This window comes from Caballeronia sp. DA-9, from assembly GCF_051615025.1.
In the GTDB taxonomy this organism is placed as follows: domain Bacteria; phylum Pseudomonadota; class Gammaproteobacteria; order Burkholderiales; family Burkholderiaceae; genus Caballeronia; species Caballeronia sordidicola.
Genome location: NZ_CP195133.1, coordinates 1,376,639 through 1,391,918, shown reverse-complemented (window position 1 = coordinate 1,391,918; position 15,280 = coordinate 1,376,639). Strand labels below are relative to the sequence as shown.

Annotated in this window: 15 protein-coding genes; 7 read left to right on the top strand and 8 right to left on the bottom strand. The window is 61.9% G+C overall.

Features of this window, described 5'->3' with window-relative positions; genetic code table 11:
- The first annotated feature begins 7 nt into the window (after positions 1–7).
- Together prmB and cls are read left to right on the top strand one after the other, a co-directional pair.
- A complete protein-coding gene (prmB, locus tag ACRWA7_RS22455; RefSeq protein WP_438396156.1) occupies positions 8–892 on the top strand; it encodes a 50S ribosomal protein L3 N(5)-glutamine methyltransferase in 885 nt (294 codons plus the stop codon).
- Between the two features lie 34 nt (positions 893–926).
- Positions 927–2,390, top strand: coding sequence for a cardiolipin synthase (cls, locus tag ACRWA7_RS22450; RefSeq protein ID WP_438396154.1), 1,464 nt, complete (start codon positions 927–929; stop codon positions 2,388–2,390).
- A gap of 34 nt (positions 2,391–2,424) precedes the next feature.
- Here cls and ACRWA7_RS22445 read toward each other — a convergent pair whose 3' ends face one another.
- A complete protein-coding gene (locus ACRWA7_RS22445) occupies positions 2,425–2,904 on the bottom strand; it encodes a glutathione peroxidase (protein WP_438396151.1) in 480 nt (159 codons plus the stop codon).
- A gap of 178 nt (positions 2,905–3,082) precedes the next feature.
- Here ACRWA7_RS22445 and ACRWA7_RS22440 point away from each other — a divergent pair, with 178 nt between their 5' ends.
- Entirely contained in the window at positions 3,083–5,026 is a 1,944-nt protein-coding gene (locus tag ACRWA7_RS22440) for an ATP-binding cassette domain-containing protein (RefSeq protein WP_438396149.1), read from the top strand.
- Here the strand turns inward: ACRWA7_RS22440 and ACRWA7_RS22435 are convergent.
- From ACRWA7_RS22435 to alr, 3 genes are all read right to left on the bottom strand, one after another.
- Complete coding sequence (locus ACRWA7_RS22435; RefSeq protein ID WP_060816803.1) at positions 5,023–5,286, bottom strand: DUF2866 domain-containing protein; 264 nt, start codon at positions 5,284–5,286, stop codon at positions 5,023–5,025. The two genes, ACRWA7_RS22440 and ACRWA7_RS22435, sit on opposite strands and share 4 nt — an antisense overlap.
- A 142-nt stretch (positions 5,287–5,428) precedes the next feature.
- On the bottom strand, positions 5,429–6,817 hold the full coding sequence (radA, locus tag ACRWA7_RS22430; RefSeq protein WP_060816804.1) for a DNA repair protein RadA: 1,389 nt from the start codon (positions 6,815–6,817) through the stop codon (positions 5,429–5,431).
- A 52-nt stretch (positions 6,818–6,869) separates the two neighbouring features.
- Positions 6,870–7,940, bottom strand: a complete 1,071-nt coding sequence (alr, locus tag ACRWA7_RS22425) for an alanine racemase (RefSeq protein ID WP_438396146.1) — start codon at positions 7,938–7,940, stop codon at positions 6,870–6,872.
- 468 nt (positions 7,941–8,408) lie between these two features.
- Here alr and lplT point away from each other — a divergent pair, with 468 nt between their 5' ends.
- From lplT to thiD, 4 genes are all read left to right on the top strand, one after another.
- On the top strand, positions 8,409–9,728 hold the full coding sequence (gene lplT / locus ACRWA7_RS22420) for a lysophospholipid transporter LplT (RefSeq protein ID WP_060816806.1): 1,320 nt from the start codon (positions 8,409–8,411) through the stop codon (positions 9,726–9,728).
- A gap of 72 nt (positions 9,729–9,800) precedes the next feature.
- Positions 9,801–10,613 (top strand): hydroxyethylthiazole kinase, encoded by an 813-nt coding sequence (thiM, locus tag ACRWA7_RS22415; RefSeq protein WP_438396144.1) that lies wholly within the window; start codon positions 9,801–9,803, stop codon positions 10,611–10,613.
- On the top strand, positions 10,613–11,242 hold the full coding sequence (thiE, locus tag ACRWA7_RS22410; protein WP_438396142.1) for a thiamine phosphate synthase: 630 nt from the start codon (positions 10,613–10,615) through the stop codon (positions 11,240–11,242). The genes thiM and thiE overlap by 1 nt, the downstream gene beginning before the upstream one ends.
- An 18-nt stretch (positions 11,243–11,260) precedes the next feature.
- Positions 11,261–12,067, top strand: coding sequence for a bifunctional hydroxymethylpyrimidine kinase/phosphomethylpyrimidine kinase (gene thiD, locus ACRWA7_RS22405; protein WP_438396140.1), 807 nt, complete (start codon positions 11,261–11,263; stop codon positions 12,065–12,067).
- Here the strand turns inward: thiD and ACRWA7_RS22400 are convergent.
- Genes ACRWA7_RS22400 through tsaB form a run of 4 tightly spaced genes read right to left on the bottom strand, consistent with a single transcriptional unit; the run spans position 12,054 to position 15,217 of the window.
- Positions 12,054–12,977, bottom strand: a complete 924-nt coding sequence (locus tag ACRWA7_RS22400; RefSeq protein WP_438396138.1) for a DUF1853 family protein — start codon at positions 12,975–12,977, stop codon at positions 12,054–12,056. The genes thiD and ACRWA7_RS22400 overlap by 14 nt on opposite strands.
- The gene (locus ACRWA7_RS22395; protein WP_438396137.1) at positions 12,974–13,927 is read right to left on the bottom strand and encodes a uracil-DNA glycosylase family protein; all 954 of its coding nucleotides are present in this window, start codon (positions 13,925–13,927) and stop codon (positions 12,974–12,976) included. Before ACRWA7_RS22395 ends, ACRWA7_RS22400 begins: the two co-directional genes overlap by 4 nt.
- Positions 13,914–14,408, bottom strand: a complete 495-nt coding sequence (gene rimI / locus ACRWA7_RS22390) for a ribosomal protein S18-alanine N-acetyltransferase (protein WP_060816812.1) — start codon at positions 14,406–14,408, stop codon at positions 13,914–13,916. Before rimI ends, ACRWA7_RS22395 begins: the two co-directional genes overlap by 14 nt.
- Positions 14,405–15,217 (bottom strand): tRNA (adenosine(37)-N6)-threonylcarbamoyltransferase complex dimerization subunit type 1 TsaB, encoded by an 813-nt coding sequence (gene tsaB / locus ACRWA7_RS22385; RefSeq protein ID WP_438396134.1) that lies wholly within the window; start codon positions 15,215–15,217, stop codon positions 14,405–14,407. The genes rimI and tsaB overlap by 4 nt, the downstream gene beginning before the upstream one ends.
- Positions 15,218–15,280 lie beyond the last annotated feature (63 nt).

Sequence of the window (15,280 nt, the reverse complement as noted above, 5' to 3'; positions counted from 1 at the left end):
GCCTGCGATGGCGCTTCCCTTTACCACCGTCCGCGATCTGCTGCGCTTTGCCGTCTCGCGATTCACCGAGGCAAAGTTGTCGTTCGGTCATGGATCGTCGAACGCATTCGATGAAGCCGCGTATCTCGTTTTGCACACGTTGCACCTGCCGCTCGACACGCTTGACCCGTTCCTCGACGCACGTCTGCTCGACACCGAAATCGACGCCATCATGAAAGTCATCGAGCGGCGCGCAAAAGACCGCGTGCCCGCAGCGTACATTACGAACGAAGCGTGGATGCACGGGCAGCGTTTCTATGTGGACGAGCGCGTGATCGTGCCACGCTCGTTCATCGGCGAATTGTTGCAGGACGGCTTGCAGCCCTATGTGCAGGATCCGGACGAAGTCTCGCGCGTGCTCGAACTCTGCACGGGCTCGGGCTGCCTCGCGATTCTCGCGGCGCAGGCGTTCCAGAACGCGGACATCGACGCCGTCGATATCTCCGCGCCCGCGCTGGAAGTCGCGCACCGGAACGTGGACGACTACGATCTGGATTCGCGCATTGCGCTTTATGAAGGCGATTTGTTCGCGCCGCTGCCCGGCGGCCGCTACGAAGTCATCGTCACGAACCCGCCGTATGTCAACGCGCTCGCCATGCAGTCGCTGCCGGCCGAATATCGCCACGAGCCGGAACTGGCGCTCGCCGGCGGCGCGGACGGCATGGATATCGTGAAGCGGATTGTTGGCGAAGCGCGCAAGTGGTTGACCGAAGACGGCGTTCTCGTGGTCGAGATCGGCAACGAACGGGCGAACGTGGAAGCAACCCTTGGAGGCCTCGACATGGTCTGGCTCTCGACCAGCGCCGGCGACGACAACGTGTTCCTCATCCAGGCCGCAGACTTGCCGGCCTGAACGCGCAACGCACGACTACGGGCCGACTGCGCACATGCACATCGAATGGCAGGACTGGCTTCATCTTGGCACGTTTGTCATCATCGCCCATTTGCTGGGCGTGGCGGCGGCGTGCCACGCGGTGCTCAACACCCGCACGTCGCAAGGCGCGGTCGCGTGGGCGGTGTCGCTCGTCGCCATGCCCTACTTCACGCTGATCCCGTATCTGTTTCTTGGGCGCAGCAAGTTCGCCGGGTACATAGACGCGCGGCGGCTCGAGAATGAAATCCTGCGCAAGAGCGCGCATCCGACGGAATGGAATTTCCCCGATGAAGCCGCCCGGCTTCGCGGCGTCGCGCCGGGAGATCCGGCCGAATACCTCGGACATCCGACCATCCGTGCGTTGACGCGCTTGAGCGGCATGCCGTTCCTGCGCGGCAATGCGGTACGTGTGCTGATCAACGGCACCACCACCTTCGATGCCATTTTCGAAGCCATCGGAAGCGCCAAGACCTATGTGATCGTGCAGTTTTTCATCGTTCGAGCGGACGAACTCGGGCTGAAGCTGAAAGACCTGCTTATCAAAAAGGCGCAAGAAGGCGTGCGCGTTTATTTTCTCTACGACAGCATTGGCAGTTTCGATTTGCCGCATCGCTATGTGAACGCGCTGCGCGCCGGTGGCGTGCGGACGCATCCATTCGCCACCAAGCGAAAATTCGTCAATCGTTTTCAGATCAACTTCCGCAATCATCGAAAAATCGTCGTGGTGGACGGCGAATGTGCGTTTGTCGGCGGACATAACGTTGGCGTGGAGTATCTCGGCGGCAATCCACGCTTGTCACCGTGGCGCGACACGCACATAGAAGTGCGCGGGCCTGCGGTAGCGAGTATCCAGTTTGTCTTTATTGAAGACTGGTATTGGGCGACCCAACGCATTCCCGAAGTGGAAGCCTCGAAAACTTCCGAAAAGGACATGAGTTGCCTCGTGCTCGCAAGCGGCCCCGCCGACATGCAGGAAACATGTTCAATGTTCTTCGTGGAAGCGATCAACGCGGCGCGTTCGCGAATCTGGATCACTACGCCGTACCTCATCCCCGACGAAGCCGTGTTCTCCGCGCTGCGTCTTGCCGTGCTGCGCGGTGTGGACGTGCGCATCCTGATTCCAAGCCGGCGCGATCACCGCGTGGTGTTCGCTGCATCGACGCTTTATGCCTACGATGCGTTGCTCGCCGGCGTGCGGATTTTCCGTTACAAGCCGGGTTTCCTGCACCAGAAAGTGGTGCTGGTCGACGACATGTCTGCGGCTATTGGCAGCGCGAACCTGGACAACCGCTCGTTTCGCCTCAACTTCGAAATCATGGTGCTGATGGTGGACCAGAGCTTTGCCGCAGAAGTCGAAAAAATGCTGCTCGACGATTTCGCCCAATCATGGGAAATCAGCCGCGACGACTACCTCGGTGCGCCCGCATTGCGACGCATGGCAATGCATGTGGCGCGGCTGTTTTCGCCGATTCTTTAGGCTTGGACCAGGGCGCGCGCCGCAGCCCCAGCAATCAAAGCAGCTTTTCGATATCGCCGGAAAGCGCGTCAGGCTTTGTTACCGAGCCAAACCGGTTGGTCACGTTGCCTTCCTTGTCGACCAGAAATTTCGTGAAGTTCCATTTGATGCCCTCGGTTCCGAGCACGCCCGGCGCTTCTTCGGTCAGATAACGAAACAGCGGATGCGCGTTCGCGCCGTTCACATCGACCTTGGCGAACATCGGGAACGTAACGCCGAAGTTCTTTTCGCAGAAACTGCTGATCTGGGCCGCGTCGCCCGGTTCCTGCTTGCCGAACTGATTGCATGGGAAACCGAGCACCGCGAAACCCCGGTCCTTGTACCTGTCATAAAGCTCCTGCAAACCCTTGTACTGCGGCGTGAATCCGCACTCGCTTGCGGTATTCACGATCAACAATACCTTGCCTTGAAATTGCTCCAGGCTGACGGTTTCACCGCCAAGGGTTTCCGCCGAAAACGAATAGATAGGGTTCATTCGAAGCTCCGCTTTAAAAAAGTCAGTCTAAGCGAAACGCCGCACAAAGAACATTCGGCCAAATGGCTAATGGCGACTCTGACGTTGCCAACGGCGCACCGCAGATGAATGAGCGCGCGGCACGCGGCGGCGGCGGTCTAAAATAGCGTTTTCCCGTACTCGCCTGGGTCGTCACGCCGTGATTCGCTTCAATCAGTTCAGCCTTGCCCGCGGCACGAAACCGCTCTTCGAACAGACCACGTTCGCGCTCAATCCAGGCGAAAAAGCGGGCCTTGTCGGCGCGAACGGCGCGGGCAAATCCACGCTTTTCTCCGTGCTGCGGGGCGATCTGCATGCAGACGGCGGCGATTTTTCGATGCCGCCGTCATGGCAGATCGCTCACGTCGCGCAGGAAACGCCGGCCGTGGACCGAACCGCGCTCGAATACACGCTCGACGGCGACATGCAGCTTCGCGGCATTGAAGCGCGGATCGCGGCGGCATCGGCGGCTCACGACGGCGCGGCCGAAGCCGAAGCGCACGCCGCTTTCGCCGATGCCGACGGTTACACGGCGCCCGCACGCGCCGAGACCCTGCTGATCGGTCTGGGTTTTACGCTCGCGCAGACCAGGGAGCCGGTCACGAGCTTTTCGGGCGGCTGGCGCATGCGCCTGAACCTCGCGCAGGCGCTGATGTGCCGTTCGGACCTGCTACTACTCGACGAACCGACGAACCACCTGGATCTCGATGCCATCATCTGGCTGGAAGACTGGCTGCACCGGTATCCGGGCACGTTGATCGTGATCTCGCACGACCGCGAGTTCCTTGATTCGGTGTGCAATGTCACGCTGCATCTGGAAAACCGCCAGATCAAGCGCTACGGCGGCAATTACAGCCAGTTCGAAATCCTGCGTGCGCAGCAAATCGCGTTGCAGCAAAGCGCGTACGAGAAGCAGCAAAAAACGGTGGAGCATTTGCAGAGCTTCATCAACCGTTTCAAGGCGCAGGCGACCAAGGCCAAGCAGGCGCAAAGCCGCGTGAAAGCGCTCGAACGCATGGAAATCATCGCGCCGGCGCACGCTTCTTCCCCGTTCACGTTCGAATTCCGCACGCCTGACTCCGCCCCCAATCCCATGATGGTGATGGAGGGCGTACGCTGCGGATACCACACGGACGCGGGCGAAGTGCCGATTGTGGAAGGCGTCACGCTGTCCATTCAGAACGGCCAGCGGATCGGCTTGCTCGGCGCGAACGGCCAGGGCAAGTCGACCCTGATCAAGACGCTTGCCGGCACGCTGGAAGCATTGAGCGGCACAGTGCGCGAAGGCAAGGGATTGCGGATTGGCTATTTCGCGCAGCATCAACTCGAAACCTTGCGTCCCGATGACTCGGCGCTGCAACACGTCGCCCGGCTCGCACCCGATACTCGCGAACAGGAATTGCGCGATTTTCTGGGCGGATTCAATTTCTCGGGCGAGATGGCGACAACGAAGATCGCCCCATTTTCCGGCGGGGAAAAAGCCCGGCTCGCGCTCGCGCTGATCATCTGGCAAAAGCCGAATCTGCTGCTGCTCGACGAACCGACCAACCACCTGGACCTCGAAACACGTCACGCGCTGACCATGGCGCTGGCGCAATTCGAGGGCACGCTGATCCTGGTTTCGCACGATCGCCACTTGCTGCGTGCAACAACGGACACATTCATGCTGGTGGCAAAGCACAGGCTTCAGCCATTCGATGGTGATCTCGACGATTACCGCGACTGGCTGCTCCAGCACGCGGCCGAGCAACGGGCGGCAGCCAGGGAGGCCAGCGCGAATGGGACGAACGGCGCCGACGACACGCTCGATTCCGGCCAGAATCGCAAGGAACAGCGCAGGCAGGAAGCGCAGGAACGCCAAAAGCTCTCGCACCTCAAAAAACCGCTGCAATCGCGGATTTCCAGGATCGAGAAAGAAATGGACAAGTTGAACGCCGAAAAGACGCAGCTCGACGCGTTCGTAGCCGATTCCGCCAGCTACGAACCGTCGATGAAAACCCAGCTGACGGAGTCGATTCGCCGTCAGGCAGACGTGAACACACAACTGGAGACGCTCGAAGCACAATGGCTCGAGGCGCACGAAGAACTCGAACAGATCGGCTAGCGGCGTGGCAAGGTCTGCCGTGGCATGCCTTCGTCGTCGTGCAGCATGTGCTTGCGGCCTTTTACGTGGCAGCGGATCGTAGCCACGACCTCGTCCTCCGTCACGTTTTCAGCCACCACGCGACGGGATATCTGCCCTTCCGAATCGATCCATTCGACGATCCGGCAGCCGCCGCCCCACGGCTGCGGAATGGGCGCCGACACACGGCAGCCACGCAGATGAAATGAAGGGGCTGACGAAGTTTGATTTGCGTGTTTCAAGGCGCCGTCCTTTTCCGCTCGTATCGGGGTTTGTCGCGATAGAAGCATAGAAAAAGGATGCGCCGCGTGGGTTACAGGGACTGCACCGATTTTTACGCAACATTACGAAAGGGCCTGATCCAACCGCATCATTTGCGCATTATCAGTCGAACGAACGCGCCCGGTCGATCGCCTCTTCGATCCGGTCCACCGCAATCACTTCCAGCCCATCGATAGGCTGCTTCGGAGCGTTCGCCTTAGGAATCAGCGCGACAGAAAACCCGAGCTTGGCGGCTTCCTTGAGCCGGTCCTGACCTCGCGGCGACGGCCGGATTTCGCCCGCCAGACCCACTTCGCCAAATACGATCAGGCCCTTCGGCAACGGCTTGTTGCGCAGCGAAGACTGGATTGCGAGCAGCACGGCCAGGTCGGCGGCGGGCTCCGTGATCTTCACGCCGCCTACGGCATTCAGGAACACGTCCTGATCGAAACAGGCAATGCCCGCATGCCGATGCAACACCGCCAGCAGCAACGCCAGCCGGTTCTGCTCCAGCCCCACGGCCAGACGCCGCGGATTGGGAACATGCGCGGTATCAACAAGCGCCTGCACTTCCACCAGCAGCGGCCGCGATCCCTCCTGCGTGACGAGCACGCAGGATCCGGGCACGCTCTGCTCATGCTGCGATAAAAACAGCGCGGACGGATTGGTCACGCCGCGCAAACCGCGCTCCGTCATTGCGAACACGCCGAGTTCGTTCACCGCGCCAAAGCGGTTCTTGAATGCGCGCACGAGCCGGAACGACGAATGGGTATCGCCTTCGAAATACAGCACGGTATCCACGATATGTTCCAGCACCCGGGGACCTGCGAGATTGCCCTCCTTGGTCACGTGCCCGACCATGATGATGGCCGTTCCCGTCTGCTTTGCAATCCGCGTAAGCTGCGCCGCGCATTCGCGCACCTGCGCAACCGATCCCGGCGCGGACGTCAGCGCCTCGGAGTACACGGTCTGAATGGAATCGATGACCGCGACTTCCGGGCGTTCGGCATCGATGGTCGCCTGAATCCGCTCAAGCTGGATTTCCGCGAGCAAACGCAAGTCGGGCGCGGCGTTGCCCGAGTCGCCAAGCAAACCCAGCCGTTGCGCGCGCAATGCGATCTGCGCGCCGGACTCTTCGCCGCTGATATAAAGCGCGGGCCTTTCGCGCGCGATTTCCGCCAGGGATTGCAGCAGCAACGTCGACTTCCCAATACCCGGATCGCCGCCAATCAGCACCACGCCGCCCGCGACCAGGCCGCCGCCCAGCACCCGGTCGAATTCGCCGATACCCGTGGTAAAACGCGGCACATCCGCCGCTTCGATCTCCGACAAACGCTGCACGGGCGATGTCTTCGCCAGCGCCTGGAAGCGATGCGCGGAGGGCGACTCCGCCACGGATTCAACCAGCGTGTTCCACGCACCGCAAGCCGGGCACTGACCTTGCCATTTCGGCGCTTGGCCGCCGCATTCGGTGCATACGTACAGCGTTTTGACCTTCGCTAGTTTCGCCACTCGCCTTCCTGAATATCATTTACAAACACCAATACGCCTGGGTTCAACGCGCTTATTCGGCTCTCATCGGTACGCGTTGCGCAACCGCGCACATCAACTCGTAGCCGACCGTGCCGCACGCGGCGGCAACGTCGTCGATAGGCAGCTTCGCGCCCCACAATTCCACGCGCGTCCCGATGCTCGCGGTCGGAACCGGCGTCAGATCTACCGTGATCATGTCCATGGAGACGCGCCCGACAATCCGTGTCAACACGCCATCGACCACGATGGGCGTGCCTTCGGGCGCGCATCGAGGATAACCGTCCGCGTAACCGCACGCCACTACGCCAATGCGCATAGGCCCGGTGGCGGAAAACGACGAACCGTAGCCCACCGTCTGTCCCGCGGCCACGTTCTGCAAGCCGATCAGTTCGGAGGCGAGCGTCATGGCCGGCCGCAAGCCGATGTTCGCCACATCCGCGGTCTTGCCCGTGGGCGACGCGCCATACAACATGATCCCCGGGCGCACCCAGTCGAAATGCGACCGCGCGTGCCAGAGCGTGGCCGCCGAGTTCGCCAGGCTTCGCGTTCCGGAAATGCCCTCGGCGCCACGCTCGAACGCTTCCATTTGATGATCGATGCCGCGCGGACCATCGGCGTCGGAGAAATGGGTCATCAGCGTGATCTGCCCAATACCCTGCACCGCCCGCGCCCTTTCCCACGCTGCGCGAAAACGCTCCGGCGTATAGCCGAGACGGTTCATGCCCGTGTTCATTTTCAGTTGGATATTGACCGGTTTCGACAGACGCGCCATTTCCAGCATGCGCAACTGCTCTTCGCAATGAACGCCGGTCGTGAGGCTGTACCGGTCGATTACATCGACATCTGTCGGACGAAAAAAGCCTTCCAGCAGCAAAATGGGACCGGCCCAGCCCAGCTCACGCAACTTGACCGCTTCCTCGAGGTCGAGAAGACCGAAACCATCTGTTGCGCGCAATCCGGGGAACGCTCGCGCCAATCCGTGGCCATAAGCATTGGCCTTGACGACGGCCCATATCTTGGATTTCGGCGCGTGGGCCCGCGCGATGGCTAGGTTGCTGGCGAGTGCGGCGGTGTGGACGGTAGCGGATAAAGGGCGCGGCATGGAAGGTTCTGTTGGATGAAACGGATGATTCCGCGGAGCTGGCCGTCAAGGCAGACGGTGCGTGTCAGGGTCGGCGAGGCGGCAGCGGAAGTGCACGGCTCGTGTTCTCACTCTTCTCTTCGTTGAACCGGCGGTAACCGGCTGCCGCGCTACGGCTGATCGGAAAAATCTGTGCGCGAGCCGTCCGGTACGCCGGCAAACCTGAGACCACGAACCCGGCACGAAATTCGAAAAGAACACATGTTTCGAATCAATACTTTATCGTCACCCTGCTGCCAGTCGACATTGCAGAACGAATGTCACATGAGCGCCAGGTGACTGTCATGGAGGTTACTGCTAGTCAGAATGCGCCTATTTTCGTGTTATAAAGCCGTGCACACAACCCATTTCAAACAGAAATTGCCTGAACGGGAGCCTGAGTGCGGATACGGGGCGGATCACCCGCAGTGCGGACTAGCATCGGATCAGATGAAAAAAGGTTTTTACACCATCATGGCCGCGCAGTTTTTCTCGTCGCTGGCCGACAACGCCCTTCTGATCGCTGCGATCGCCCTGCTGAAAGATCTTCATGCCCCGAACTGGATGACGCCGCTGCTCAAGCTGTTTTTTGTGCTGTCATACGTGGTTCTGGCTGCTTTCGTGGGTGCCTTCGCCGATTCGCGGCCGAAGGGCCACGTGATGTTCGTCACCAACTCCATCAAGGTGGTCGGCTGCCTCACCATGCTCGTCGGCGCGCACCCGCTGCTCGCGTACGGCATTGTCGGTTTCGGCGCGGCGGCATACTCGCCCGCCAAGTACGGCATTCTGACCGAACTGCTGCCTGCCGACCGCCTGGTCGCGGCCAACGGCTGGATTGAAGGCACCACGGTCGGGTCGATCATTCTAGGCACGGTCATGGGCGGCGCGCTGATCAGTCCGCACATTGCTTCGCATTTGCTAGCGCTTCATATTCCGAAAGTCGATACACCCGCCGAAGCGGCCATGCTCGTGATCGTGCTCATGTACATTGTCGCGGCAATCTTCAACCTGCGAATCCCCGATACCGGCGCGCGTTATCCGAAGCAGGAACACCGTCCGCTCAAACTCATCACCGACTTCGCCGATTGTTTCAACGCGCTATGGCGCGACAAGCTCGGGCAGATTTCGCTTGCCGTGACCACGCTCTTCTGGGGCGCGGGCGCGACCCTGCAATTCATCGTGCTGAAGTGGGCGGAAGTGTCGCTTGGCATGTCGCTGTCGGAAGCGGCGATCCTGCAGGCAATCATCGCGGTCGGCGTTGCAGTCGGCGCAATTCTGGCGGCCGCGCGCGTGCCGCTGAAGAAGTCGCTCTCGGTGCTGCCGGTGGGCATCATGATGGGCGTCGCGGTAATGCTCCTCGCGTTCTATTCGAAGCATCTTTTCCCTGTGCACTGGGGCATCTATTTTGGCCGCATGCACATTCCGGGATATCTGATCGTTGCGTACATCTTCCTGATGATCGTGGGCGGCCTGTCGGGCTTTTTCGTGGTGCCCATGAACGCGTTGCTGCAGCATCGCGGACACGTGTTGCTTTCGGCGGGACATTCCATCGCGGTGCAGAACTTCAACGAAAATCTTTCCGTGCTCGTGATGCTGTGTCTCTACGCGGTGCTTGTCTGGCTCGACGTGCCGATCCAGTTTGTCATCGTGCTGTTCGGAACCTTCGTCTGCCTGATGATGTATTTCGTCATGCGACGGCATCAGGCCAACCAGCGCGCCTTCGATTCGGTCGCGCTGATCGGCGAGTCAAGGCATCCATCCGGACACTAGGCGAGACTCGCGGAACGGCTTCGCCGCCAACGCGCGATAATCCGATTATCTATTTCCCTCACGTCAGATTCCATGCTCGCCGCCGATCTCTTTTTGTTCGCACGCAGCGTGCGCGAACGCGCGCCGCTCGTCCATTGCCTGACGAATCTCGTCGTCACGAACTTCACGGCCAACGTTCTGCTCGCGCTCGGCGCCGCGCCGGCGATGGTCGTGGCGCGCGAGGAAGTCAGCGAATTCGCGCCGATGGCAAACGCGGTATCGGTGAATCTCGGCACGCTCGACCTGCCGCAAAGCCGGGCGATCCGCGCAGCTGTCGATGCCGCCAACACCGCGAACACACCGTGGATCCTCGATCCGGTCGCGGTCGGCCCGTTGAGCTTTCGCACCGAATTCGCGCTGGATCTGCTCGATGCACGTCCTGCCGTGATCCGTGGCAATGCGTCGGAAATCATCAGCTTGTCGGGCGGTGTGTCGAGCGGACGCGGCGTGGACAGCACGGCGCTGGCCGAAACCGCACTCGATGCCGCGCAATTGCTCGCGTTGAAAACGGGCGCGGTGGTGGCCGTGACGGGCGCAACCGACTACGTGACCGATGGCCGCCGCACGGTGGCGTTATCGAATGGATCGGTCTTGATGACGCGCGTGACCGGCGTGGGCTGCGCGTTGTCGGCCACGGTGGCGGCGTTCGTCGGCATTGCGCAGGCCGAAGACTTCTGGGCCGCCACCGTTGCGGCGGTCGCCTATTCGAGCATCGCGGGCGAACTCGCCGCCCGCGATGCCGCGTTGCCCGGCAGTTTCGCGGTGGCTTATCTGGACAAGCTGGCCTCGCTCGATGAAAACACGTTTGCCGCGACGCTCGTGCATCGTGATATTCCGGCCGCCTGATGATGGACCTCGATCTCTCGCTTTATCTCGTGCTCGATCCCGTTCAGTGCGGCGGTCATGCGCGTTCGCTGGAAGTGGCGCAGGCCGCGCTCGAAGGTGGCGCGACGATCGTGCAACTGCGCGCGCCCGAATGGCACAAGCGCGCATGGCTCGCGCTTGCCTCCGATCTGCTGCCGATCACGCGCCGCCATGGCGTGCCGTTGATCATCAACGATCACGTGGATGTTGCGCTTGCTTGTGGTGCAGACGGCGTTCATATCGGCCAGAAGGATCTGCCGCCGGAGTTCGCGCGCAAGTTGCTCGGGCCGGAGGCGTTGATTGGCTTGTCGGTATCGAATGAGCGCGAAGTCGATGACGCGAATCTGCTCGGCTCCGTGATCGATTATGTGGGCGTGGGACCGGTGTTCGATACCCCCACGAAGCCCGATGCATCAGCGGCGCTAGGCATTGACGGCACTGCGTCGCTATGCGCGCGATCGTTGCATCCGGCAGTGACGATCGGTGGAATCCAGCTCGGCAACGCCGCCGATGTCAAACGCGCCGGACCCGGCGGAATTGCGGTGGTATCGGCGATTTGCAGAGCCGCCGATCCACGTCTTGCCACGCGGCAATTGCGTGAAATCACGTGATGCAAACCCTCTGAAAACATGACCCATTCCATACCCAACGTTCTCACCATCGCCGGTTCCGATTCGGGCGGCGGCGCGGGCATACAGGCTGACCTCAAGGCGTTTTCGGCGCTCGGCGCGTACGGTTTGTCCGCAATCACCGCCCTCACCGCGCAAAACACGCGCGGCGTGACGGCCATCCACACGCCGGACGCGTCGTTCGTCAAGGCGCAACTGGACGCTGTTTTCGACGACATCCGTATCGATGCCGTGAAGATCGGCATGCTAGCGAACGCCGATGTAGTGCGCGCGGTGGCGGCAGCGTTATGTCGATATAAGCCGGCGCATGTCGTGCTCGATACGGTCATGATTTCCAAGAGCCATCACGCGTTGCTCGCACCGGAAGCCGTCGCCGCGTTACGCGACGAACTGTTGCCGCTGGCCACGCTGGTTACCCCGAATCTGCCGGAAGCCGCAGCGCTTTTGAACGACGCGTCCGCAGAAAACGAAGATACGATGGTGCGCCAGGGCGAAGCGCTGCGAGCGCTGGGCGCGCGAGCCGTGCTGATGAAAGGCGGCCACCTGAGCGCCGCCGACAGTCCCGACTGGCTTATTGAAGCCAGCGGTTCATTGCGGCTGGGCGGTCCGCGCGTGGCGGTGAAAAACACGCATGGCACGGGTTGCACGTTGTCGTCGGCCATCGCCGCATTGCTGCCGCAACGCGAGTCGCTCGCCACCGCCACCGCCGATGCCAAGCTTTATCTGACGGGCGCGATAGAACAGAGTGCGCGGCTTGACGTCGGGCGCGGTGTAGGACCGGTGCATCATTTCTTCAGGTGGTGGTGAGGCGCGCATAGTGCAATGCGCGCTCGGGCCACTCATCCGGCACGACAAAACCGCGTGAATGCTCGGGCCAGACATCGCCAGCGCCGATGTCATACTTCGCGACCATTATCGGCGACGTCAGTTTGGCAAGCGTGCCGGCGTGGAGCTTCAACGCTTCGGCGTCTTGCTTGAATAAGCTCCGTTCGGCCAGCCAGGCGAGCCGCGGCACCACAGCGAAGGCGCCGTCGCCTTTCGACTCGCGCCACTCCGACACCGTCATCCACCAGCCGCGCAAGTGATCTTCCGCGAGTTCGGAAGGCAGCGCTGGCATGCTTTCTCGCCGATAAAACAGCCGGCCTTTGACGAACAACTCGGCGCGCCACGGACCTTCAAAACCGAGCGATGCGAATTCATCTCTCGCGCTCAATCCCAGTTGGTGATTCAAGAGCCGGTCGTGCTTCAGATCGAATCGATCCTGCAGATTCGGACCGACATAATCCGATAGCGCCGCCCTGCCTTCGCCGATGTGCAGATAGAACTTCACCGCAAGCTCCCAATGCAATCGCTCACGTCGAGCGCTTTGCAAAAGAAAATCGACTTCGCCCAATGTCGTTCCGGACGCGCGCAACGGCACGTTCGCCGCGATCAGCCGCGCGCCGGGCCCATGCTGAAGGAAGTATTCGAGCAAGGCTTCGGCATAAAGACCAAGACGTTTAAGCGATGGCTTGTGAACGTGCGCGTGCAGCGCGACAGGCTTGCGATCGAGCGCCGCGAGCCACTGCAACGTCCTCTCGCGCTCATCTTCCGCCACAGGGCGCGCGAGCGGCGCCCCCGCATGCAATGCGTTCAGCAAGCCGGGCGAAAACAGCAGCCACGCGAGATCCCGGACGGCTGGATCGTTGAATTGCGAAGCCGTGTCCGGGACGTTCACGCGCCGCCCGCTACCTTCTGCGACTCGCGATAAGTAGCTTGCGCCAGGCACAGATCGGCCCAGGCCTTGGCTTTGTCGGGGAGACTGCGCAGCAGATACGCCGGGTGATACGTCACGATCACCGGCACGCCCTGATAGTCGTGCACGCGGCCGCGCAGGGACGCAATGCTCGCTTCGGTCCTGAGCAGGCTTTGCGCCGCGAAACGTCCCAACGCGACGATCAGCTTCGGCTTGACGAGTTCGACCTGCCGCTTCAGGTACGGCTCGCAACGCGCGACTTCATCGACTTCAGGATTACGGTTGCCGGGCGGCCGGCACTTGATCACGTTCGCGATGAACACATTGTCCTCGCGCGACAACGCCACCGCATGCAGCATGCTGTCGAGCAATTTGCCCGCCTGCCCGACGAACGGCTCGCCCAGCTTGTCTTCGTTTTCGCCCGGCGCTTCACCGATCAGCATCCAGTCGGCGTCGCGGTCGCCCACGCCGAACACCGCGTTCGTGCGCCGCTCGCACAACTTGCAACGCTCGCACACGGAGACGCGGCTGGCGAGTGCATCCCAGTCGAGCGATGCGATGTCGTTCGCGGTGTCATCAGTGATTTCCGGTTCCGGCGGCTTGTGCACGGGAAGATCGTCGAGCCACGGGATGTCATCGAAGACGGGAGGTTCCAGCGAGTCGGATTTGACGACCGGCGTTTCTTGCGGCGCAGGCCGGGGTTTGACCGGCGGCGCTTGCCGCGCGATGCCATGGCTTTGTTGCGCGGCCATGAGCGCGGCGTCGAGTGCGCCCAGCGTCTCGCTGGCCTCGCCCGCATTGTGCCTCGGCGCACTCGAAGCGGCTTCCACGACAGAATCCGCGCCCCCCGCCGATTCAACCGGCTGCGCTCCCCGCCTTACCCAGATCGTTCCGAGTCCGAACTCGTCGAGCATCGACTTACGCAGCGCCATCGGCTGGCTCCTTTGAAAACGTGAGACGCATCACGAGCGCATCCTCGCGCGACCGGTGGCGCGCGGGGTAATAGTTCTTCCGCCGCCCGATGGTCGCAAATCCGAAGCGCTCATACAGCGCAATGGCGCGCGGATTCGATGGCCGCACTTCCAGCAGCACGCCATCGAGCTTCTGATGCCGCGAGATGCGAACCGCCTCGCGCAACAGCGTGAGCCCGGCGCCGGCATGTTGCGCTTGCGGCGCGACGCAAAGGTTCAGCAGATGCATTTCGTCGACGACGGGCATCAGCACGCAGTATCCCAGCAGCATGCCGGTGACGTGCCGCAAGCACACGCCGAAATAGCCGTTGCGCAACGAGTCCTGAAAATTGCCGCGGCTCCACGGGAATTCGTACGCAATCTTCTCGATAGCGGCGACTTCATCGAGATCCGCCTCCGTCATGGGAGACAGATATCGATCGGCGAGCAATACGCCGCTCACCGTAAGGGCTCCGCGGCGGAATCGGCCTGGGCGGCGGCGTCTTTGGCCGCGCGCGCGTCCAGGCGCTCGGCAGTGGTTTGGGCGACCTTGTTGCGCACGTACTCCGGCGCGGCCTGGTCCGGGGCCACGGTGCGTCCAGCGCGAAACGCGCGAAGGCCGGCGAGCGCCACGGGCAAGGCGTGCGGAACCGCGTCGGAGTCGACATGGCAAGCGGCTGAATGCTGGATAGGCAACAGCTCGCCGAACGCTGCGGCCGCATTGCCCGCGAGCGTGAACGGGGCGTCGGGAGCCGGAATCACGCCGGGTGCGTCCAGCGATGCCGCCTGGACCGTGATCCATTCGCCCGCAATGCCATCCCAGCGGAAATCGGCCCAATACGCCTCGTTCATGCGCGCATCGAGCGCGGCGAGCACGCGCGAAACGGATGCATCGTGCAGGCGCGCGAATTCGGCGCACGCGAGCAACGTGCTTACCGGGACGACCGGCAGTTTCAAGCCGAACGCAAGGCCTTGCGCCACGCCGGTCGCCGTGCGCAAGCCCGTGAACGATCCCGGCCCGGCGCCAAAGGCGACCGCGCCGCAATCGGCGAGCTTGAGACCGGCTTGATCGAACAGTTCGCGGATGGCGGGCAGCAAGCGCGTGCTGGATACCGGTCCCGTTGGCTCATGGATGAACCACACGCGGATTTCGCCAGAATCATGCTGCGGAGGGTTTCGATGATCCGTGGCGGCCGCCGGACCGGCGACCAGCAGCGCGGCCGAACAGAATTCGGTCGATGTATCGAGGGCGAGCAGAACAGTACGTGTCATGGCCGCTATTGTAATGCTTGATGTAATGGCTGAACGCGCACGGGGCTCGGTTGGCGAACCGTC

Coding starts and splice junctions, on each gene's coding strand:
- prmB (WP_438396156.1), top strand. CDS start 8: ATGGCGCTTCCCTTTACCACCGTCCGCGATCTGCTGCGCTTTGCCGTC.
- cls (WP_438396154.1), top strand. CDS start 927: ATGCACATCGAATGGCAGGACTGGCTTCATCTTGGCACGTTTGTCATC.
- ACRWA7_RS22445 (WP_438396151.1), bottom strand. CDS start 2,904: ATGAACCCTATCTATTCGTTTTCGGCGGAAACCCTTGGCGGTGAAACC.
- alr (WP_438396146.1), bottom strand. CDS start 7,940: ATGCCGCGCCCTTTATCCGCTACCGTCCACACCGCCGCACTCGCCAGC.
- lplT (WP_060816806.1), top strand. CDS start 8,409: ATGAAAAAAGGTTTTTACACCATCATGGCCGCGCAGTTTTTCTCGTCG.
- thiM (WP_438396144.1), top strand. CDS start 9,801: ATGCTCGCCGCCGATCTCTTTTTGTTCGCACGCAGCGTGCGCGAACGC.
- thiE (WP_438396142.1), top strand. CDS start 10,613: ATGATGGACCTCGATCTCTCGCTTTATCTCGTGCTCGATCCCGTTCAG.
- thiD (WP_438396140.1), top strand. CDS start 11,261: ATGACCCATTCCATACCCAACGTTCTCACCATCGCCGGTTCCGATTCG.
- ACRWA7_RS22395 (WP_438396137.1), bottom strand. CDS start 13,927: ATGGCGCTGCGTAAGTCGATGCTCGACGAGTTCGGACTCGGAACGATC.
- tsaB (WP_438396134.1), bottom strand. CDS start 15,217: ATGACACGTACTGTTCTGCTCGCCCTCGATACATCGACCGAATTCTGT.